The sequence below is a fragment of the Streptomyces sp. P9-2B-2 genome (assembly GCF_030406865.1).
Taxonomy (GTDB): Bacteria; Actinomycetota; Actinomycetes; order Streptomycetales; family Streptomycetaceae; genus Streptomyces; species Streptomyces platensis.
In genome coordinates, this window is the sequence record NZ_CP129126.1 from 7385823 (window position 1) to 7405936 (window position 20114).

Annotated in this window: 19 protein-coding genes; 13 read left to right on the forward strand and 6 right to left on the reverse strand. The window is 69.9% G+C overall.

Annotated features, from left to right (window positions below; genetic code table 11):
• Positions 1 to 7 precede the first annotated feature (7 nt).
• The 7 genes from QT196_RS32455 to QT196_RS32485 all read left to right on the forward strand — a co-directional run bounded on the left by QT196_RS32455 (position 8) and on the right by QT196_RS32485 (position 7761).
• A complete protein-coding gene (locus QT196_RS32455; protein WP_168482274.1) occupies positions 8 to 412 on the forward strand; it encodes a hypothetical protein in 405 nt (134 codons plus the stop codon).
• Positions 413 to 3052: 2640 nt separating this feature from the next.
• Entirely contained in the window at positions 3053 to 3709 is a 657-nt protein-coding gene (locus tag QT196_RS32460) for a YeeE/YedE thiosulfate transporter family protein (RefSeq protein ID WP_168482275.1), read from the forward strand.
• Positions 3709 to 4125, forward strand: a complete 417-nt coding sequence (locus tag QT196_RS32465) for a YeeE/YedE thiosulfate transporter family protein (protein WP_109893874.1) — start codon at positions 3709 to 3711, stop codon at positions 4123 to 4125. Before QT196_RS32460 ends, QT196_RS32465 begins: the two co-directional genes overlap by 1 nt.
• 168 nt (positions 4126 to 4293) lie before the next feature.
• Positions 4294 to 4683 (forward strand): transposase, encoded by a 390-nt coding sequence (locus tag QT196_RS32470; RefSeq protein WP_356948490.1) that lies wholly within the window; start codon positions 4294 to 4296, stop codon positions 4681 to 4683.
• 308 nt (positions 4684 to 4991) lie between these two features.
• The gene (pcaC, locus tag QT196_RS32475) at positions 4992 to 6275 is read left to right on the forward strand and encodes a 4-carboxymuconolactone decarboxylase (protein WP_168482276.1); all 1284 of its coding nucleotides are present in this window, start codon (positions 4992 to 4994) and stop codon (positions 6273 to 6275) included.
• Positions 6276 to 6295: 20 nt separating this feature from the next.
• The gene (locus QT196_RS32480) at positions 6296 to 6937 is read left to right on the forward strand and encodes an MBL fold metallo-hydrolase (protein WP_168482277.1); all 642 of its coding nucleotides are present in this window, start codon (positions 6296 to 6298) and stop codon (positions 6935 to 6937) included.
• A gap of 38 nt (positions 6938 to 6975) precedes the next feature.
• A complete protein-coding gene (locus tag QT196_RS32485; RefSeq protein WP_168482278.1) occupies positions 6976 to 7761 on the forward strand; it encodes an exodeoxyribonuclease III in 786 nt (261 codons plus the stop codon).
• A gap of 72 nt (positions 7762 to 7833) precedes the next feature.
• Here the strand turns inward: QT196_RS32485 and QT196_RS32490 are convergent, their stop codons facing one another.
• Complete coding sequence (locus tag QT196_RS32490; protein ID WP_290356216.1) at positions 7834 to 9648, reverse strand: SGNH/GDSL hydrolase family protein; 1815 nt, start codon at positions 9646 to 9648, stop codon at positions 7834 to 7836.
• Positions 9649 to 9850: 202 nt separating this feature from the next.
• Here QT196_RS32490 and QT196_RS32495 point away from each other — a divergent pair, with 202 nt between their 5' ends.
• From QT196_RS32495 to QT196_RS32515, 5 genes are all read left to right on the forward strand, one after another.
• Entirely contained in the window at positions 9851 to 10291 is a 441-nt protein-coding gene (locus QT196_RS32495) for a DUF6278 family protein (protein WP_168482279.1), read from the forward strand.
• A 174-nt stretch (positions 10292 to 10465) separates the two neighbouring features.
• Entirely contained in the window at positions 10466 to 11209 is a 744-nt protein-coding gene (locus QT196_RS32500; RefSeq protein ID WP_168482280.1) for an amino acid ABC transporter ATP-binding protein, read from the forward strand.
• A 14-nt stretch (positions 11210 to 11223) separates the two neighbouring features.
• Entirely contained in the window at positions 11224 to 12153 is a 930-nt protein-coding gene (locus tag QT196_RS32505; RefSeq protein WP_266732125.1) for a glutamate ABC transporter substrate-binding protein, read from the forward strand.
• A 19-nt stretch (positions 12154 to 12172) separates the two neighbouring features.
• Entirely contained in the window at positions 12173 to 12817 is a 645-nt protein-coding gene (locus QT196_RS32510) for an amino acid ABC transporter permease (RefSeq protein ID WP_290356218.1), read from the forward strand.
• Positions 12814 to 13677, forward strand: a complete 864-nt coding sequence (locus QT196_RS32515; RefSeq protein WP_168482282.1) for an amino acid ABC transporter permease — start codon at positions 12814 to 12816, stop codon at positions 13675 to 13677. Before QT196_RS32510 ends, QT196_RS32515 begins: the two co-directional genes overlap by 4 nt.
• Before the next feature lie 21 nt (positions 13678 to 13698).
• Here QT196_RS32515 and QT196_RS32520 read toward each other — a convergent pair whose 3' ends face one another.
• The 3 genes from QT196_RS32520 to QT196_RS32530 form a co-directional block, all read right to left on the reverse strand.
• Complete coding sequence (locus QT196_RS32520) at positions 13699 to 14154, reverse strand: pyridoxamine 5'-phosphate oxidase family protein (RefSeq protein WP_266732127.1); 456 nt, start codon at positions 14152 to 14154, stop codon at positions 13699 to 13701.
• A 147-nt stretch (positions 14155 to 14301) separates the two neighbouring features.
• Complete coding sequence (locus QT196_RS32525; protein ID WP_290356219.1) at positions 14302 to 15906, reverse strand: CocE/NonD family hydrolase; 1605 nt, start codon at positions 15904 to 15906, stop codon at positions 14302 to 14304.
• 232 nt (positions 15907 to 16138) lie between these two features.
• Positions 16139 to 16951 (reverse strand): alpha/beta fold hydrolase, encoded by an 813-nt coding sequence (locus tag QT196_RS32530; RefSeq protein ID WP_290356220.1) that lies wholly within the window; start codon positions 16949 to 16951, stop codon positions 16139 to 16141.
• A gap of 121 nt (positions 16952 to 17072) precedes the next feature.
• On the opposite strand from QT196_RS32530, the gene QT196_RS32535 reads away from it, so the two are divergent.
• A complete protein-coding gene (locus QT196_RS32535; RefSeq protein WP_290356222.1) occupies positions 17073 to 18401 on the forward strand; it encodes a PLP-dependent aminotransferase family protein in 1329 nt (442 codons plus the stop codon).
• 34 nt (positions 18402 to 18435) lie between these two features.
• On the opposite strand, the gene QT196_RS32540 is transcribed toward QT196_RS32535, so the two are convergent.
• Together QT196_RS32540 and QT196_RS32545 are read right to left on the reverse strand one after the other, a co-directional pair.
• Positions 18436 to 18735, reverse strand: a complete 300-nt coding sequence (locus QT196_RS32540) for a hypothetical protein (protein ID WP_168482286.1) — start codon at positions 18733 to 18735, stop codon at positions 18436 to 18438.
• Between the two features lie 125 nt (positions 18736 to 18860).
• Positions 18861 to 20006, reverse strand: coding sequence for a glutathione S-transferase C-terminal domain-containing protein (locus tag QT196_RS32545; protein ID WP_290356223.1), 1146 nt, complete (start codon positions 20004 to 20006; stop codon positions 18861 to 18863).
• Between the last annotated feature and the right edge of the window lie 108 nt (positions 20007 to 20114).

Consider the following 20114-nt stretch of genomic DNA (forward strand, 5'->3'; position numbering starts at 1 on the left):
ACCCCGGGTGGATGACCAGAGCGCCGGGCCGTTGATGGGCCACCAGCAGCAGTTGCTCGCGCTGCACCGTGTCGACGATGTCGCGCATGGCCCCGTCGCGAGGCAGGTCCAGGTCGTCCAGGAGCAGCGCCTCCAGGGACGGAGCCGCGGAATCCTCTTCCGGGTACGCTCCGGCTGCGGAACCCGGTCCTTCCTCGGGCGGGACGTCCGACACGTCGGCTTGTGCGGGTTCCTCGGTCGCTGCTCCATCGTCCAGCTCGACGTCGTACTGCCGCAGTACGAGCTCGTCGAGGTAGTTCGTCACGGTCCGCGGCTTGCGGCGTTGGAAGGCCAGTTTTCGCCGCAGCAGCAGGTCGCCGGGATCTTCCTTGGTCGCCAGTCGCCACTCGATGGCTTGCTGCGCAGCGGATGAGACGACCACCAGATCGCGTTCGTCGTTCCACACAGGCTGTCGCCCGATGAGGAATGACTCGCCGCCGTGAACGCTGACCCGCATGATCACCAGCGGATCATCGCCTCGTGCCCGGGCGTCGGCTTGTCCGCTTGACGCGCCGGGTACCGGCATTTCGTTGTGCGCGCGGTAGACGGCAGCGGTCGCCGTGTCCTGTGACTGCCGCTGCTCGAGGCACGCGTACGCGTAGTCCACGCCCCTCTGTTCCTGCGCGATGACCGCAGGACGCCGGGTACCCGCCATGCACGCCGCTCCCGTCCCCCTGATCCGCACCTCAGCGAACCACTTGGCACCGATCTTGCTGAAAACCACAGATCATCACGCCGACTCCACAATTTTGACGCGCAATCGCTACTTGGATGATGCAGCGGTGCCCTGAGGTAACAGGCGCGAGTTAGCTGCCGCGCCGATGACCCGTCCGCGCATCGCCTGCGTCGACAACTGGCAGGCGATCGCGGACACCGCCAGCCCAGCGGACTGCCCGGATCCGACGACGGACTGAAGACCGCTGGCGTGGCGAACACCCTTATGCACGTGCCGACTTCAGAGGAAGATCCTGGACAACTTCTTCGATGACAAGTGGCTGTGGCGGCGCAAGAGTTCCCTGCACGTCCTGCTCCTGGGTCCGCCGAGATCCCGCTCTGTGTAACCGAGGCTGACGCTGCGGCGCCCGAGGCGGTGTGCGGGAAGGTGCCGACCATGGCGACCTGCCGCGTCACGCCGCCGTGGGGAGAACCGGACGAGGAATGTGCGAGAGAAGTCTTTCAGGGACATGGCGCGCAGGAAGGAGTGACCCGATCACGAGGGGCGAGGCGCTCACCCTCATGGAGAGGTGCGCGGGCGCCGATCGCAGGAGCGGGGTGGCCCCCCCCGTGCCGGCCCGCTCCCGCGCACATACGACAGCCCGGGCGTCCCAGTGGCAGTGGCACACGGGCTGCCGTCAGTAGCGAATCCCTCAGAGGCCGTCGGATGGCACCGGCGGCCAGGATATTCGCCCTCTCGCACGCGTCCACGACGGTCTGCCCGGCATTCACGTCGGCGACGCGCGACTGGCAGTTTTCCATCCGGGGCATCATCTCTACATCCGGAGCATCATGGCGCTCCGCCATTCTTCGGTGCAGCGGGTCCGCAGAAAGTGGATGAGGGTGAGGTCATCAGAAGAAGCGGATGCTGTTACGCAGAGCGCCTATGACGTTCGTCGCGAGACGCGAGTGTCGGTGCTGGCTCCGTGCTCGGCGTCACTTGGCACCCCGGAGTTCTGAAATCGGGGTTCTCATGGCCCAACAATCCACGCCTTGGGCTCAAGGGACCGAAAGCAAGCACACTCGGATGATTACCTCAGGCCGGGCTTTTGACCCAATCGATGAGCCGAGCCCACCAGCCGCCCCTCGACCGGCCCGGTGGACTCCCCGGGGCGCCAGGAGCGCGTGTGCGTCGCGACGACTCGCCCTGTCGGGCTGGTGCCGATCCCGTTCGAGTCGCCGCCTTTACTGGGCGCGCACGCTTGCGTTCCGCAGGCTCACACATGCACCGCTGGGCGTTTGGTACGCCCATGAGTACTTGGTCCACATGCCTCCCGCAACCCTCAAAGGTCAACTTCCGGCACGACGGACAGACGGCACGTTGGCACACGATTACCTCCTTGGTTCTTCGCTTGAGATCCACGATATTCACGCCATCACCACAAGGAACTCCAGAATTTACAACTCCTTCAGAAGCAGCTTCCTTGCGCCGGTCCGGGCCGTCCTCATGAAGCCGAATCACGATCCAAGTTACCTAGCCGGCGGTCATAAAAATCCGGACATGAGAGGCAGGCGCCGCATATCCGTCGCGGAGAGTATCTCACTAAGTGGTGCCAGGTGACCTGTTTGAAAAAATTCCCAGAGTTGCTCCGGACACCGAAACGATGGTTGCATCTCGCCCGGTCGAGAAAGGGAGGCACAGCGCCTTCTGTCGCTGCCCGCCACCGCATTGCTTTTCAGGCCGTCGACCGGGCCAGGGTGGGCAGGAATCGAGAACAGTAACCGCTCTCCCCCAACGGGTGGTACGCCAGTCAGGAGGGAGCAACGTGGGTTGCTCACACGCCGCAGGATGCCCCCTTTTCCCCCTACTTAAGGCGAGCTTGCAAGGCTGGCGCGAGTACTACTGCGACAGCGCAGATCAATGGCTCGGCTGTGCCCGCTACCAGATGTCACTCACCGGCGAGCGCGTGCCGATCAGCCTGCTGCCCAACGGAGCCAGCGCGCGACACCTCGAAGCGCCGACCGAGGCGGGCCGATCCAACGCCACCAGCGCGGCGGCCGCCCCTCGACAGTCCCCGCCGCCACGACCCACTCCGGGGTCACCGGAGCCCGCGTCCTGGCCTCAGCCGGCACCGACCCAGCCACATGAGCAGTCACAGTCGGGGCCTGGAACCGCGACACCGGAAGCCATGGCCCAGTTCGGAGCCACACCTCCACCAGCAGATGTCTGGCATGACCGGCCGTCACCGCCCCCACAGGTCGGCCGACCTTCAGACAGCCTCGCTCGACAATCACGGCACGCGCCCGCCCCGAAGCGCGGCTGGTGGGCTCGTTTTGCCGATTGGATGAGAGGACCCGCATGAGTACCTACTGGCCCTGGTGGGCGGGCGCTATCGGGCTCGCTCTGGTCACCATCAACCACACCCTCATCACTGATCGGTCTCTCGGGGTGTCGGCCGCGTGGGATCGCGTGCTGCACTGGCGTCGCGAACGCGAGCTCGAACGGATGGACGAGGAGTTCGCCGACGATCAAGCTCTGGCCGAGGCGCTTGCCGCAGCCACAGCGGAGCACTTCGGCACCGGCACCGGCGCGTCCACCGTGCCGCAGGCTCCGCACGAGAAGTCGCAGCCACTGGAAGCCGACACCGAATCGGCAGCGAGTGAGCGTCCGGCAGCCACGAGCCTGCGCCCGGCCCCGCTGGTCACTCAGGCTGCCCTGCTGATGTCGATCCTCCTCGGTGGGTTCATCGCCGCGGTCGCCTCCGGGCGGTTCCACCTTCGCTTCGACATGGGCCCCGGTTTTCGGGACCTGGTCACCGCCGATTCGACCACCATGGTCGCCATGCTGTTCGTGGGAGGTGTTCTGGTCGGCTTCGGCACTCGGCTGGCCGGTGGGTGCAGCTCCGGCCACGGACTCAGCGGCTGCGGCCGGCTGCGGCCGGTCAGCCTCGTCGCGACCGCCGTGTTCTTCGGCACCGCCGTCGCGGTGTCGTTCCTGCTGTGGAAGGTGATCTGATGCGTACTCGGGGCGCGATTCTGCTGGCCAACATCATCACCGGACTAGCTCTCGGTTACACCGTCACCAACATCGGTTTCGGCGACTTCGCTGAGCTGAACCGCATGTTCACCTTCCAGGACCTGCGCATGTTCCTCTCCTTCGCGGGTGCTGTGGTGATCCTCGTGTGCGCGTTCGCTCTGCTGCGGGTCCGCCGCACCCCGGGACGCATCCACGCCGGCGTGATCCCCGGTGCGGTGTTGTTCGGTACGGGCTGGGCGATCTCAGGCGGGTGCCCGGCAATCCCGATCATCCAGGTCGCCAGCGGATACCTACCTGCCCTGATCACCATCGTCGGCGTCATCGTCGGTATCCGGTTGTGCCGCTGGGCCAACGCCCGGTACTTCCACCTCGACCGCGGCTCCTGCGGGCTGTAACCCAGCACCCCACACCGACACGAGCTATGCAGCTTGGGTCTCTCACTTTGGCGATCCCCCGACGGTCTCCGGCAGCCCGTGCACATCTGACAACGTGATCAAGCCCAACCGGAAGCGCAGCTCGTACAGAGTAAGTACGCGACGCACATACGGCTCTCCCTCGTGCCCGTGCTCGGCACCAAGCGACTGGAGATGCTCGGCCCGCGCCACGTCCCGTTGTTCCTCGCCGACGTGGCCCGCAATTCCTCCGCGGCGACGGCCAAGATGCTCACCGCGGCCGGCGTAACTCCGCGCATGCTGATAGCGCTGTGCGGGGTCAGTCCGATCGAGCGTTCCTCGGGCAGCCGGCAGTACCGTCGCCTCAACCGCGGCGGCGACCGGCAGGCCAACGCCGCCTTCCACCGGGTCGTGCAGACCCGCCTGCGCTTCGACACACGCACCCAGGAGTACTACGAACGCCGCATCAAACAGGGCAAGACCCGACGTGAAATCGTCCGATGCCTCAAACGCTACGCCGCCCGCGAGGTGTTTCACCTGGTCAGAGCCATACAGCCGTGACCCCCCTTATAGGGGCTGTTGTGAGATTTGAGAGCGTGCAAGGCGTGAGTGAGCTGTCCGCGCCCACCCCGCAACGCCGCTTCTCCGGGCCAGAAGACCCCGGCCTTGATCACGAGCAAGGCACCGCATCCGTACCAGCAGATCACGGTGAGCTACGGCAAGCCGGGGCACGCGATCGTCGACGTCGTCTCCACGCTGAGGCTCTGACCTGCGCAAACCCTGCTTCGGGCACGGTCGGCGGTCACGATCCGACGGCTCTTCCTGACCCGGGTGTAAGGATCGCGTCAAAGAGTCGGTAGCGTGGCCGGGTGAGTGAGAAGACCCTGCAGCACCGGATCGACGGCCCCGACGATGCTCCTGTACTCGTCCTGGGTGCCGCGCTGGGGACCACCTGGCACATGTGGGACCGGCAGATCCCTGAGCTGACCCGCCACTGGCGGGTCATCCGCTTCGACCTTCCCGGGCATGGTGGGTCGCCCGCGCACGCGGCGGCCTCCATCGCCGAGCTGGCCGACCGGCTGATCGCCACCCTCGACGCCCTGGGGGTGGACCGGTTCGGTTACGCCGGGTGCAACATCGGTGGAGCCATCGGCACCCAGTTGGCGCTCACCCGCCCGCACCAGGTCACCTCGCTGGCGCTGGTGTCCACCTCGTCGCGCTACGGCACCGCCGATGCCTGGCGCCAGCGCGGTGTGGTCATCCGTACGAACGGGCTCGACCCGATCGCCCGGACCGCGCCCGAGCACTGGTTCACCCAGGGCTTCGCCGGTGCCCAGCCCGCGATCGTCGAGTGGGCCGTCCAGATGGTGCGGACCACGGACCCCGGCTGCTATATCGCCGCCTGCGAGGCGCTGGCCTCGTACGACGTGCGGTCCTCGCTCGGCCGGGTCGGAGTGCCCACGCTCGTCGTCGTCGGCTCCGAGGACCAGGTCACGCCGACCACCGACGCCCGCAGCCTGGTCGCCGGGATTCCCGACGCGAGCCTGGCGCTGGTGCCGGGCACGTCGCACCTGGTGCCCGTGGAGCAGCCCGCGGCCGTCACCGAACTTCTCATCCGGCACTTCAGCACCGCCTGGCACGACAAGCCGGGTCCCGGCGGTCAGAACGCCCTCGGTGCGGCCGCCCCCAAGCCGCAGCTCGCGCCCCCGCCGCCCCCGCAGGCGCCGCCCGCCGCCATAGAGTCCGGGCACGCGCAGCCGGCGCTGGACCGCGGGGCCACCTACGAGGCGGGCATCAAGGTCCGCCGCGAGGTGCTCGGCGACGCCCATGTCGACCGGGTCGAGGCCAACGCCGATGACTTCAACGGCGACTTCCATGACTTCATCACCCGCTACGCCTGGGGCGAGACCTGGACCCGGCCGGGCCTGGACCGCCGCACCCGCAGCATCATCACGCTCACCGCGCTGGTCGCCCGCGGCCACCACGACGAACTGGTTCTGCACGTCCGGGCGGCCCTGCGCAACGGCCTCACGCCCACGGAGATCAAGGAAGTGCTGCTGCACACCGCCATCTACTGCGGTGTCCCGGCCGCCAACTCCGCGTTCGCCGTCGCCCAGCGGGTGATCCGGGAGGAGACCACGCCGGAGGCGTGAGGGCGGGGCAAGATGGCCCCATGGAACTCACGAAGAAGACGCACGCCTGTGTCCGGCTGGAGAAGGACGGGCGGGCCCTCGTCATCGACCCCGGTGTCTTCAGCGAAGCGGACGCGGCCGTCGGCGCGGACGCGATCCTCGTCACCCATGAGCACATGGACCACTTCAACGAGGACCGGCTGCGGGCGGGCATGGAGGCCAACCCGGCGGCCGAGATCTGGACGCTGGCCAGCGTCGCCGAGCAGCTGTCGGCCGCGTTCCCCGGCCGGGTGCACACGGTCGGCGAGGGGGACACCTTCACCGCCGCCGGGTTCGAGGTGGAGGTGCACGGCCAGCTGCACGCCGTCATCCACCCCGACATCCCGCGCGTCACCAACGTCGGCTTCCTCATCGACGGCGGCGCGGTCTTCCACCCGGGTGACGCCCTCACCGTCCCGGAGGGCCGTACGGTCGACACCCTCCTGCTGCCCGTGCACGCCCCCTGGAACAAGGTCGCCGAGGTGATTGATTACGTCCGGGAGGTCGCGCCCGCGCGGGCCATCGACATTCACGACAGCCTGCTCCAGGACCACGCCCGGCCGATTTACGACTCCATGATCGACAAGCTGGGCGGCACCGATCACGGCCGGCTCGCGCCCGGCACCGGCACCGCACTCGGCTGACGGCCGGACTGTCAGACCCTCGCTGTAGGTTTACAGACATGCGCATCGCGACCTGGAACGTCAATTCGATCACCGCCCGCCTCCCGAGGCTGCTGGCCTGGCTGGAGAGCTCCGGCACGGACGTGCTGTGCCTCCAGGAGACCAAGTGCACCGCCGAGCAGTTCCCGCACGACGAGCTGCGCGAGCTCGGCTATGAGGCCGCGGTCAACGCCAACGGCCGGTGGAACGGTGTCGCCCTGCTGTCCAAGGTGGGGCTCGACGACGTGGTCATGGGCCTCCCCGGCGGCCCGGAGTACGACGGGGTGCAGGAGCCGCGGGCCGTCTCGGCGACCTGTGGCCCGGCCCGGGTGTGGTCGGTGTACGTCCCCAATGGCCGCGAGGTCGGCCATGCGCATTACGCCTACAAGCTCGGCTGGTTCGAGGCGCTGAAGAACGCGGTCGCCGAGGACGCGGCGGGCCCCCGCCCGTTCGCCGTCCTCGGTGACTACAACGTCGCACCGACGGATGAGGACGTCTGGGATCCGGCCGTGTTCGTGGACTCCACCCATGTCACGCCCGCCGAGCGTGCCGCCCTGTCGGCGCTGCGCGAGGCGGGCCTGTCGGACGTCGTCCCGCGGCCCCTCAAGTACGACCGTCCGTACACCTACTGGGACTACCGCCAGCTCGCCTTCCCCAAGAACCGCGGGATGCGCATCGACCTGGTCTACGGCAACGCGCCGTTCGCCAAGGCCGTCTCGGACGCCTATGTGGACCGCGAGGAGCGCAAGGGCAAGGGCGCCTCGGACCATGCCCCGGTCGTGGTGGATCTCGACGTCCAAGGCTGAGCCGAAGGGCAGGCCCCGGGGGAGTGCCCCCGGGGTCTGCCGCCCGCCGTCCGTGTGACGGGCAGCGCCGCGTCAGCGCCGCCCCGGCAGCAGCTTCCGGAGGTCCACGGATTCCGCCAGCGCCTTCAGTCCCGCGTCGCCGGGGTGGAGATGGTCGCCGCTGTCGTAGGCGGGCAGCATCCGCCGGGGCCGCTGCGGATCGCGGACCACGGCGTCGAAGTCCAGGGTCGCGTCGAAGACGGTGCCGGCGTCGGCCCGGAGGAAGGCGTTGACGGCCTGGCGGCGGGCCTCCACGGCCGGGGTGCAGTCGGGGTAGCCCTCACAGGGCGCGATGGTCGCCGCCACGACCCGCAGCCCCCGCTCGTGCGCCCGTCGCGCGAGGGCCCGCAGACCGGCGATGACCTCGTCCGATGACGTCCCCCAGCGCACATCATTGATGCCCTCGAAGACCACCACGGTCCGCACCGAGGGCTGCGCCAGCACATCCCGCTCCAGCCGGTGCTGGGCGCTGACCCCGCCGGTGTCGGTGCTGACCCCGTCGCCCGGATAGCGGTCGGTGACGATGCGGTTCGCCGAGATGCCGTGGTTGAGCACGCCGTAGCGGGGGAGTGTGTGCTGCGCCTGGAAGCGGCGGGTGAGGACGTCGGGCCAGCGCCGGTTGGTGCCGCTCGTCGACTTCACCCCGTCGGTGATCGAATCGCCCAGCGCCACGATCGAGCCGGGACCGCCCTCGACGTCGACCCCCGTCAGGAACGGCCAGACGGTCATCGTCTCCGGGAAGGCCGTTCCCCCGGCGTCCGCGGTGCGGTCCCCGCTGCCCGCCGCGCTCAGATACGACAACTGGGCCGCTTCCTGGTGCACCGGCGCCGCGGTCACCGTCCCCGGCAGATGGATGCTCACCAACAGATCGGCGCCGGCCGGCACGGTGAAGTCCACGGGATCGCTGAACGCCTCGGCCCCGGCCGCTATACGGGTCCCGGTCTGCCGTCCGAAGGTCAGCGGTGTCGGCCCGCGGTCCGCCGCCGCCCCCGCGCCGCGTACCGCGATGCTGGCCGCCCCGATGTCCACCGGGGCGCCCGCGAAGGTGTTGGCGAGCCGTATGCGTGCCCGTGGCCCGCCCGCGCCGCTGTGCACGACCAGCCGCAGGGTGCGGTCCGTCCAGGGCCCGACCGCCCGGTAGCCCGCGGTGCTCGCCGCCCAACTCCCGGTGCGGCGGCCGGTGTCGCGTACCGACACCGCGAACACATGGAGCGCGCCCGCCGCCCCGTCCGTCGTGGGCAGCACCACCGAGGCCACCTCCCGACCAGCCCGCAGCGGTACGGTCACCGCGTACAGCCGGGCAGGTCCGGCCGCCTGCCCGTCCGGGGCATTGAGGTGCGGCAGTGCCACCGCCTTGGTGCTCAGCGGCCCCGACCGCCAGTCGGGCGCGGTGAGTTCATAGCCGCTGCGGGAGCCGTCCCGGTAGTGCACGGTCCCGGTGCCGGCGGCCGTGCCGCCCGTCCCGGCGACCAGGAAGGTGAGCGCCTCGCCCCGGCCGCGGACCGCCACCGCCTGGCCGTCGGCCACCACGTTGTCCGGCGCGCCGGGCGCCGTCCGCGGCAGACCGAGCCGTGTGCCGTCGAGGGTCAGCGCACTCCCCGGCGACCAGCCCGCCGCCGCCAGGTCCTGGGCGGACAGCGAACGGCCCGCACCATCGAAGTCGGCCGCGCCGGGGGCGGAGTTGTCGCTGACCGCCCGGTTGTCGAAGTGCCTGGCCAAGGGCAGGGGGCGGGGCGAGGGCCGGGCCGGGCCGGCCGGTGCGGCGGTGGCCGTGCCTGGGCCGGTGGCCGGCAGTGCGGCCGCGGTGAGCAGCAGTGTCAGGGCGGTGCCCCATCGTCGTACACGCATCGGTCCGTATCCCTCCGGGTGGCGCCAACGGGTGGGTGGTGCGCTGCGATCCGAGGGGCAGGGGCTCCTGCGGATCCTGCAGATCCGATCCGAGCGCCATGAAGGTAGGAAGACGGAGGGGGAGCGTCAAGGTGACGAACGGGGCACGATGGCGCCGCGCGCCTGTGGCCCCGTCCGTGGGTCGGGTGGGACCCTGCACACCATGAACATGTCTTTTCTGGACAAGTGGCGCAAGCGTCAGCAGGCGCACCGGTCCGTACCGCTCGCGGAGTCGGTGCGGGCCGATCCCGAGAGCGTCGTCGAGCTGCTGTCCGAGTGCGAGCTGCTGCGGGCCCAGGCCGCCACGGCGGGGGTGGAACTGGACGACTCCGTACGCTCGTTGGAGCTGCTCGACCAGCTCCAGCCCGTATGGCGGGACGATCCGGAGGTGCTGCCCTGGCTCGGCAACGACGCCGGCCTCTACCTCGGCACGGTGCTGGTCCGCACGGTGCGCGGTGCGGTGTGGCACGTCTGGCCGGACGGGCAGCCGGTGGTCCGGCTGGCGTCCGGGCGGGAGATCGATGTGGTGACGGCGGGCCATGACTGGGCCGACACCGGCGCGCCCGAACTGTCCCAGGTCTACGCCGAGGTCTCGGAGAGCTGAGACCGGCGTCAGGAGGTCTGACAGCACCCGTTCCGCGTCCGCGGGACGTTCATCGGTAACCCTGATTTATCCGCCCATCTCCGCGCATACGTGCGTGTCAGTGGAGAAGTGCCCCACAGGCCCCGGTAGGTTGCGGGCTCTCCGCTGTACGGATGAGAGTGGGCAGGTCTGCATATGGCCGGTGATGCGCTGATTGAACTGCGCGGGGTCAACAAGCACTACGGAAAACTCCATGTCCTGCGGGATATCGACCTCACCGTCGGCCGCGGGGAGGTGGTCGTGGTCATCGGGCCCTCCGGGTCCGGGAAGTCCACTCTGTGCCGGGCCATCAACCGCCTGGAGACCGTCGAGTCGGGCAGCATCGAGCTGGACGGCAGACCACTGCCCGAAGAGGGCCGGGCGCTGGCCCAGTTGCGTGCCGAAGTCGGCATGGTCTTCCAGTCCTTCAACCTCTTCGCCCACAAGACCGTGCTGGCCAACGTGATGCTGGCGCCGGTCAAGGTCCGGAAGCAGAAGAAGGACGAGGCCGCCCGGCACGCCCGCGAACTCCTGGACCGGGTCGGACTCGCCTCCCAGGCCGACAAATATCCCGCTCAGCTCTCCGGCGGCCAGCAGCAGCGCGTCGCCATCGCCCGCGCCCTCGCCATGGACCCCAAGGCGCTGCTCTTCGACGAGCCGACCTCCGCCCTCGACCCGGAGATGATCAACGAGGTGCTGGAAGTCATGCGCCGGCTCGCCCGGGACGGGATGACGATGGTCGTGGTCACCCATGAGATGGGCTTCGCCCGCTCCGCCGCGAACCGTGTGGTGTTCATGGATGACGGCCGCATCGTCGAGGACCGCACCCCCGAGGAATTCTTCACCGCGCCGCGCAGCGAACGGGCGAAGGACTTCCTCTCCAAGATCCTCAAGCACTGAACGGGGGCGCCGCGATGCCGCACACTCACTCCTCGCCGCTGCGCCGCGCCGTCGTGGCGCTCGCGCTCGCCGTGCTCGCGCTGGCCCTCGCGGGCTGCGGCCGGGCCGGCAGCCCGCCGGTCAAGGGCCCCACGGGCAGCGAACTGCCCCACTACCCGGTCGCCAGGAACTTCTCCCTGCCCGAGTCCCCGACCTGGATGAAGGCCAAGCGCCGCGGCCATCTCGTCATCGGCGTCAAGGAGGACCAGCCCTACCTCGGCGAGCGGGACCCGGCCTCCGGCCGCTACGCCGGTTTCGACATCGAGATCGCCAGGATGATGTCCGCGGCGCTCGGCTTCCCGCCGCACACCATCGAGTTCAAGACGATCGCCTCCGCCAACCGCGAGACCGCCCTCCAGAACGGCCAGATCGACCTCTACGTCGGCACCTACACCATCAACGACAAGCGCAAGAAGCTGGTGGGTTTCGCCGGCCCCTACTACATGGCCGGCCAGGCGCTGCTGGTGCGCGCCGACGAGAAGGACATCAGGGGACCGCAGGACCTGGCCGGCAAACGGGTCTGCTCGGCGGCCGGCTCGACCCCGTACCAGCGCATCCAGGCCGAGTACCCCAAGGCGATCCTGGTCGCATATGACACCTACTCGGTGTGCGTCGACAACCTGCTCACCTACCAGGTCGACGCGGTCACCACGGACGACGCGATCCTGCTGGGCTACGCCGCCAAGGTGCCCGATGAGCTGAAGGTGGTCGGCAAGCTGTTCTCCGAGGAGCCGTACGGCATCGGCGTCCCCCGCGGCGACAACGCGCTGCGGTTCGCGCTGGACGACGCCCTCGCCGCGGCCGAGAAGAACGGCCTCTGGCGCAAGGCGTACGACGCGACCCTGGGCCTGTCCGGAGTGCCCGCGCCCAAGCCGCCCCCGATCGACCGCTACCCGGCGACCTGAGCCGGCAAGGAACGGACCGATGAACGTTCTCCTGGACAACCTCTCCCTCTATGGGGAGGGCCTGCTGGGCACCGTCGAACTCACCGTCTACGCCTCCCTGCTCGCCCTCGCCCTCGGCTTCCTGATGGCCGCGTTCCGGGTCGCACCGGTCGGTTCGCTGCGGGCCTTCGGCACGGCATGGGTGGCGGTGCTGCGCAACACGCCGCTGACGCTGCTGTTCTTCGCCGTGGTGCTGGGGCTGCCGCGGTTCGGCCTGGTGCTGCCCTTCAAGCTGTTCGCCATCCTCGCGCTGGGCTGCTACACCTCCGCCTTCATCTGTGAGGCGGTGCGCTCCGGCATCAACACCGTGCCGGTGGGGCAGGGCGAGGCGGCCCGCAGCCTGGGTATGACGTTTCCGCAGACCCTCGGTGACATCGTGCTGCCGCAGGCCTTCCGGTCCGTCATCCCGCCCATCGGCTCCACGCTGATCGCGCTCGCCAAGAACTCCGCGATCGCCGGCGCCTTCAGCGTCGTCGAGCTGCTCGGGGTCTACAAGCCGCTCAACGAGATGGGCTACAGCATCATCTGGACCTTCGTCTGGATCGCCGTCGGCTATCTGCTCGTGACCCTGACCATCAGCGCGATCTTCAACGTGCTGGAGAAGCGCTTCGGAGTCGCCCGATGACCACCGCTCTCTACGACGTCCCCGGCCCGCGGACCCGGCAGCGGCACCGGCTCTACGGTCTCGGCGGGACGCTGGTGATCCTCGCGCTGATCGCCTGGATCATCTACCTCCTCTTCGCCACCGGCCAGTTCGTCGCGGCGAAGTGGACTCCCTTCACGTACACGGGAATTCAGGATCTGCTGCTCCGGGGCCTGGGCAACACCCTCAAGGCCTTCGGCTTCGCGGCGGTCTTTTCGGTGGCGCTCGGCGCGGTGCTCGCGACCGGCCGGCTCTCCGAGCACCGGATCGCCCGCTGGGTGAGCACCCTGCTGGTGGAGTTCTTCCGGGCGATGCCCGTCCTGGTCATGATCTTCTTCATCTATGTCGCACTGAAGGTGGAGCCGCTGCCCGCCCTGGTCGCCGGACTGACCCTCTACAACGGCTCGGTGCTCGCCGAGGTCTTCCGTACCGGCGTCAACTCCGTCGACCGCGGCCAGCGGGAGGCCGCCTACGCCCTGGGCATGCGCAAAACCCAGGTCATGACGCATGTCCTGGTGCCGCAGGCGGTCCGGGCGATGCTCCCGGCGATCATCAGCCAGCTGGTGGTCGCCCTGAAGGACACCTCGCTCGGCTTCCTCATCACCTACGAGGAGTTCCTGCACGCCGGCAAGCTCATCGCGTCCAACCTCGACTACGACCTGCCGTTCATCCCCGTCGTCATGATCATCTCGCCGATCTACATCGGGATGTGCATGCTGCTGTCCTGGCTGGCCAACTGGGTCTCCAAACGCCAGCGGCGCAACCCCAAGGTCGAGGCGGTCGAGGTGGCCCCACCGGAACCGGGCACCTTGCTGCCGGGGGGCCATCGACCGACGGGCTGAGGTCCAGGGGCGGCCGGCCCCTCACACCCGCCAGACCCCGTCCCGCATCAACTCCCGCCCCGCCAGCTCGTTCACCTCGCGCCAGACCAGCATCCGGCGCGGCCGGAACGCAAGAAACACCCAGGTATCGCGGCCCCGTGGATCCCAGCCCAGCTTCTCGGCGAACGCCTCCCCGGCGCCGTCCGGCAGACCGTCCGAGGCGATCACCTCCGCCGTGCTCTCGATGAGCACCACATCGCGGGTGGGGCCCAGGGCGACCCAGCACGCCCCCTGCGCCCGGAGATTGCGGACCGTCGGATTCTTGGCCTTGGTCGCCATCCACAGCTGCTCGTCATGCCAGACGAAGGACAGCGGCACGAGGCGGGGCGGGCCCTCGCCGGACGCCGACGACACCCACGCGTCCTCGTCCGTCTCCAGCCGCCTGAGCGCATCCCGCTTCCGCTGACCGGCGTCGCGCGCCGGTGGGTAATCCGTCACGCATCGGAGGCTAGCGATCAGGCGCCGTGGCCGCCTCGGGCCTGAGCGGTACGTCCCAGGTCGTACGACCGGCGTGAACGGACCTCGTCCGCCCGGCATCCGGGCCGGGCGGTGCGCCGCTGTGGGCGCCCCGCCGTCGCCGGGTTCCTAGTCGCGCACCGGCACCGACACATACGACGGATCATCCGCCGGGGAGGAGAACTCCAGCCGGGCGCCGGACGGGTTGTGCTCGATGTACAGCGGGTCGACGGTGTCGACGACCACGGCGAGACGGTGGCCGGCCGGTACGTCGTAGGCCGTGGAGAACAGCTCCAGGTCCACGCCGAAGGGCTGGTTGGGGGTCTTGCCATGGAAGGTGTACGGCGCATGGGTGACCAGTCTGCCGAGGCCGAGCGGGCCCACGTCGTAGAGGTAGGCGATGGCGGTGCCGCTCTCGGCGGTGCTGGTCAGGGTGGTGTGCAGCCGGGTGGTGCCCCGGACGCGCTGTCCGGTGTCGTAGCGCTCGGACTGCCAGACGGCGGCGAGGGGGCGGGGCAGCAGCGGGATCGAGGCCATCGGCGGCAGCCGGAAGAACTGGTCCATCATGCTGGAGAGGAAGATCAGCCCGCCGTTGGCGCCGGAGTCCCAGTTGGTGTGGATCCGCTGGCCGCCGGTCAGCTCGATCTTCCGGTGTGCGGACGGTACGTCCCGCCAGCTCTTGTAGCCCTCGTACGCGCCGGTGGAACGGGACTTGAGCAGGACCGGTGACTCGTGGTCGATGCCGTTGTCCGCGCCCTGGAGGTAGTGGTCGAACCACCGCTTGGTGTTGGTCCAGGTGTCGTTGGGCAGCCCGAACAGTCCGAGCCCCTCGGCCGTGGCGTGGTCACCCGGGCGGAACTCCAGCCGCTTGGGGCCCTTCAGCTTCTCGTAGAAGTCGGCGTACTCATTGGGCGGGAAGAGGGAGTCGCCCCAGGCGTTGCCCAGCATGATCGCGGCGCCATTGTGGTTGATCTTGTCGAGGTAGGTGCTGGGGGAGCGCTTCCGCCCCCACTCGATCATTTCCTTTTCCTTGCTGAGATCGCCGGAGAGGAAGTTCTTGAGGATCGTGCGGAGTTCGGGGCTGGGGCGTCCGGTGAGGGCGCCGGTGCCGCCGAGCATCGCCACCGCCTGCTTGTGCTGGGTCCGGCCGCTGTAGATCGAGTCGATGAGGTCGCCCCAGCCGCTGAGCGCGGCAACTGCCTTGATCCGCTTGTCGAACGCCGACGCCAGCAGGCTGATCCCGGCGCCGTACGAGACCCCGGCCATGCCGACCTTCTGCGGATCGGCCGGGGTGTGGGCCAGCGCCCAGTCGATGACTTTCGAGGCATCCGCGACGTCCTTCGGGCCGGCCGTCTCGATCTCCCCGCCGGACTGCCAGAACCCGCGGGAGTTGTAGCCGACGACCACATAGCCCGCTTCGGCCAGCTTCCTGGCCTGCGCCAGATACTCGACCTGCGGCATCGACCAGCTCGTCGGCAGCACGATGAGGGGGTGGCGCCGGGTGCCGTCGGCGCCGGCCGGGGTGAAGACGTTCGCCTTGAGGGTGATACCGCCGTCGCCCTCGATGTCGACGAACCGGAGGGAGGCCGAGCCGCCCGAAGTCGCCGTCGTGGGGGCGGATTCCGGGGTGGCCGCCGCGGCGGTGGCCGGTGCGCCGGTAAGAACCGTGGCGGCGAGGACGGCCGCGGAGACGGTGCCGATCGCGACGCGCGGCGTCATACGGGAGGGCGTCATCTTCTGCTCCAGATCTCGATGCGGGCGGCCGTGCGCTGTCCGGGGACAGGTGGGGCGCACGGCACGCCCGAATGTGACTGGAGAGTAAGGTCCGCTCCTTACCTCTGGTAACCCATCGGTAGGTTACGGCTGAGTAACGCCGGTGCGTCCAGGGGGAGTCGGGGTGTGCGGTAGGGGGTGTACCCCGGAGCCCACCGCCCGGCGGATTGCGGCCCCGGTGGTGAGAACTCCGCTACTCGGCGGCCGATTGCGGCAGGGAGTCGAGGAACTGTGCCAGTACGGCGTTGAACGCGTCCGGCTGCTCCAGGTTCGGCAGATGGGCCGTCTGCTCGATGACCGCCAGGGTGGCGTCCGGGATCCGTGCGTGCAGGTCGCGGGCGTCGCTCACGGGCGTATAGGTGTCCTCGGTGCCGACCACCACCAGCGCCGGTACGGAGACCCGCGTCAGGAGTTCCCGGTAGTCGGGGCGTTCGGCGCGGCCGCGCAGGGCGGCGGCCGCGCCCTCGGGTGCGGTGGCCTTCATCATCGCCAGGACGTGGGCGGCGGCGTCCGGCCGGTGGGTGAGGGTGTGCCAGGACACCATGTTGGCCAGCACCTCCTGTGCGTAGCCGGACATGCCCTCGCGGATCAGCCGTTCCGCCATGGCGTGGCGCGCGGCCTTGCCCTCCTCGGTCTCCGCGGCGGCGAAGGTGTCGGCGAGCACCAGGCCCCGTATCCGCTCCGGGAAGAGCCGGTAGCACTCCATGACGATCTGGCCGCCCATGGACAGGCCGCCGAGGACGAAGTACTCGATCCCGAGCCGGTCGAGCAGGGCGAGGAGGTCGCGGGCGAAGGTCTCCAGCGGGGTCTTGCCGGGGACGGTCGTGCTCTCCCCGTAGCCGCGGAGGTCCGGCGCGATCACCCGCCATCCGGCCCGGCTGAAGTGCTCCGTCTGCGGGCGCCACATCGAACGGTCGAAGGGGTGGCCGTGTACGAGCACCAGCGGTGCACCGCTGCCCTCGTCCTCGTATCCCACGGTGATCTCTTCGCACATGACCGAACCCATTGGACCGTCCATCCCCTCTGTTGCGGCTTGACGATTCGATGCTAGAGAGGGCAATCTCTCGGTGCAATATAAAAAATGTACTCGGTGCAATGTTGTGGGCAGTGCCTCGTGGGAGTGACCGATGGACGACTATCGCGCGATCGCCGATGACCTCGCGGCCGCTATCACCGCCGGCCGCCTCCGCCCGGGAGACCGGCTGCCGCCGCTGCGCCGGTTCGCCCGGGACCGGCGGATCGCGAGCTCGACCGCGGCCCGGGTCTACGGGGAATTGAGTCGACGCGGGCTGACGGTCGGAGAGGTCGGCCGGGGTACCTTCGTCCGCAGTGCCGCGCCCGCGGTGGACCCCGCGCTCGCCGAGCCGGGGGAGGCCCGGGTCGACCTGGAGCTGAATTTCCCGGTGCTGCCCGGCCATCCCGCGCTGCTCGCCAAGAGCCTGGGCCCGCTGCTGCGTCCCGAGGCGATGGCCGCCGCGCTCCGCCCGGTGGGGGCCGTCGGCACGGCCGCGGCCCGGCAGGCCGCGGCCGCGCATCTCGCCCGTGGTGACTGGGCCCCCGATCCCCGGCAGCTGCTCTTCGCGGGCAACGGCCGGCAAGCGGTGGCCGCGGCGATCGCCGCACTGGTCCCGGCCGGGGAGCGGCTCGGCGTCGAATCGCTCACCTACCCCGTGGTGAAGGGCGTCGCGGCCCGCCTCGGCATCACCCTCGTGCCCCTCGCCATGGACGAGCACGGCCTGACCCCCGAGGCGCTGCGCGCCGCCCCTCCGCTGCGCGCCGTCTACCTCCAGCCCGCCCTCCACAACCCGCTGGGCCTCACCATGCCGGCCCACCGGCGCGCGGAAGTCGCCGCACTACTGCGGGAGTTGGACCTGCACGCCATCGAGGACGCGATCTACGGATTCCTCCGCAACGACCTGCCCCCGCTCGCCGCCCTCGCGCCGGAGCGCACCGTGGTCATCGACAGTCTGTCCAAACGCCTCGCGCCCGGACTCACCCTGGGCTTCCTCACCGTGCCCGAAGGCACCGCACAGGACTTCGCGACGGCCCTGCGCACGGGCACTTGGACCGCCTCCCGCTTCGCGCTCGACGCGGGCACCCGCTGGATGGCGGACGGCACCGCGGCGGCCGCCGAGGAGGAGAAGCGCGGCGATGCCGCGGCACGGCAGCGGATCGCCGCCGAACGGCTCGCCGGCTTCCGGGTCCGGGCCGATCCGCAGGCGTATCACTGCTGGTGGGAGCTGCCGGAGCCGTGGCGGGCCGACACCTTCGTCGCGGCCGCCGCGCGCCGCGGGATCGCCGTCACCCCGTCCGGAGCCTTCGCCATCGGCTCGGGCCACGTGCCCAACGCCGTACGTCTGGCGCTCGCCTCGCCGCCCGTCGACGTCCTGGCCGAGGCGCTCGGCGTCCTGGCCGGGCTGGCGCAGGGGGCACCGGAGGACACCGGGGCGGAGTGAGGGGTGCCGGGCCGGGCGGCTCAGGCGCCGCGAATCAGGTGCCGCTCATCAGATGTCCGAGACCGGTGCGCAGTTCCGCCGTGTTCATCACCGGCTGGAGCGAGACCTTCGCGTGCAGGTCCATGAAGAACGCTTCCAGGAGCGTCGGCATCTGCGACGACTCCTTCATGTCGAAGTAGAAGTAGGCGGTGCGCTCACCGCCGTCGAGGGTGAAGTAGGCCGCCTCCGGCTGGAGGGCGGCGATGGCGGTTTCCATGATCTTCGGCAGACTGCCGTTCTGGATGACTTCGTTGCCGGTCTCGGTCGGTATCCGGGCCGTCAGGACCATCCTCATCGGGCTCACTCCTCGCATGGAGGGCGTGGGGCGGGTGGCGCGCGGCGGCGAACCGGGAGTCCGGGTGCTCGGCGCGTCCGCGGGAGGCCCCGGTGCACCGCTGGCGGGTGTCTGTCCCTGTGTTCTCAGGATCTCACGGCCCGGGCGCCGGGGCCGGATTCCGGTGGCCGGGGCGCAGGTCCGGAGCCGCCGGTCAGCAGGTGCTCGGGGCGTCCGCTGGGCGGCACCTCCTCGGCCGGCGGCACCGGGCCCGGCGGGGTGCCGTCGCCGAACGGGCGGCCGCCCAACTCCTCGCGGTGGTGCGGCGTCAGCCAGCCGGAGAGGTCCGGCCCGGCCGGGACGACGCCGGTCGGGTTGATGCCGGTGTGTACCCGGTAGTAGTGGTGCTTGATGTGATGGAAGTCGACGGTGTCGCCGAAGCCGGGCGTCTGGAAGAGGTCCTTGGCGTAGGCCCACAGCACCGGGTCCTCGGCCAGCTTGAACCGGTTGCACTTGAAGTGCCCGTGGTAGACGGCGTCGAAGCGGACCAGCGTGGTGAACAGCCGGATGTCGGCCTCGGTGAGGGTGTCGCCGACGAGGTAGCGGCGGTCGAGGAGGCGCTCGGACAGCAGGTCCAGGCGCCGGAACAGATCGCGGAACGCGGCGTCGTACTCGCTCTGCCCGGTGGCGAAACCCGCCCGGTACACCCCGTTGTTGACGTCCCGGTAGACGCCCGCCATGACGATGTCGATCTCCTCGCGCAGCGGCTCCGGATACAGATCGGGAGCGCCGGGCCGGTGCAGCGCCGTCCACTCCGTCGCGAAGTCCAGGGTGATCCGCTGGAAGTCGTTGGTGACGAGCTGCCCGCTGGGGACGTCGATGACGGCGGGGACGCTGACCCCGCCGGGGTAGTCCTTCTCGCGGGCGTCATAGGCCTCGCGGAGGAAGCGGATGCCGAGGACCGGGTCGCGGCCGCCCGGGTCCAGGGTGAAGCGCCAGCTGCGGTCGTCCTGGAGCGGGTCGGTGATGGCGAGCGAGATCGCGTCCTCCAGGCCGAGCAGCCGCCGGGAGATGACGGCGCGGCTCGCCCAGGGGCAGGCGCGGCTGGCCACCAGCCGGTAGCGGCCCGCCTCGACCGGCCAGCCGTCGCGGCCGTCCGCCGTGATGCGGTCCGCGAAGTGGCTCTTGGAGCGCTTGAAGGGCTTCCTGCCGTACGCGACGTTGCCCTCGGTGGTGGCGCCCGAGGCGCCCTCCGTGGGGCCGCCGTTGTTGCCGGCGTCGGGGTGAGGCATCACCGACTCCTTCCGTCTGCGGTTTGCTCCGGGTGCTCAGGGCGAGCCTTCCCGGACGGGGGCGGGTATCCCCCCGCGTCAGCCGCCCGGCGCACCCGGCTTCTCGCC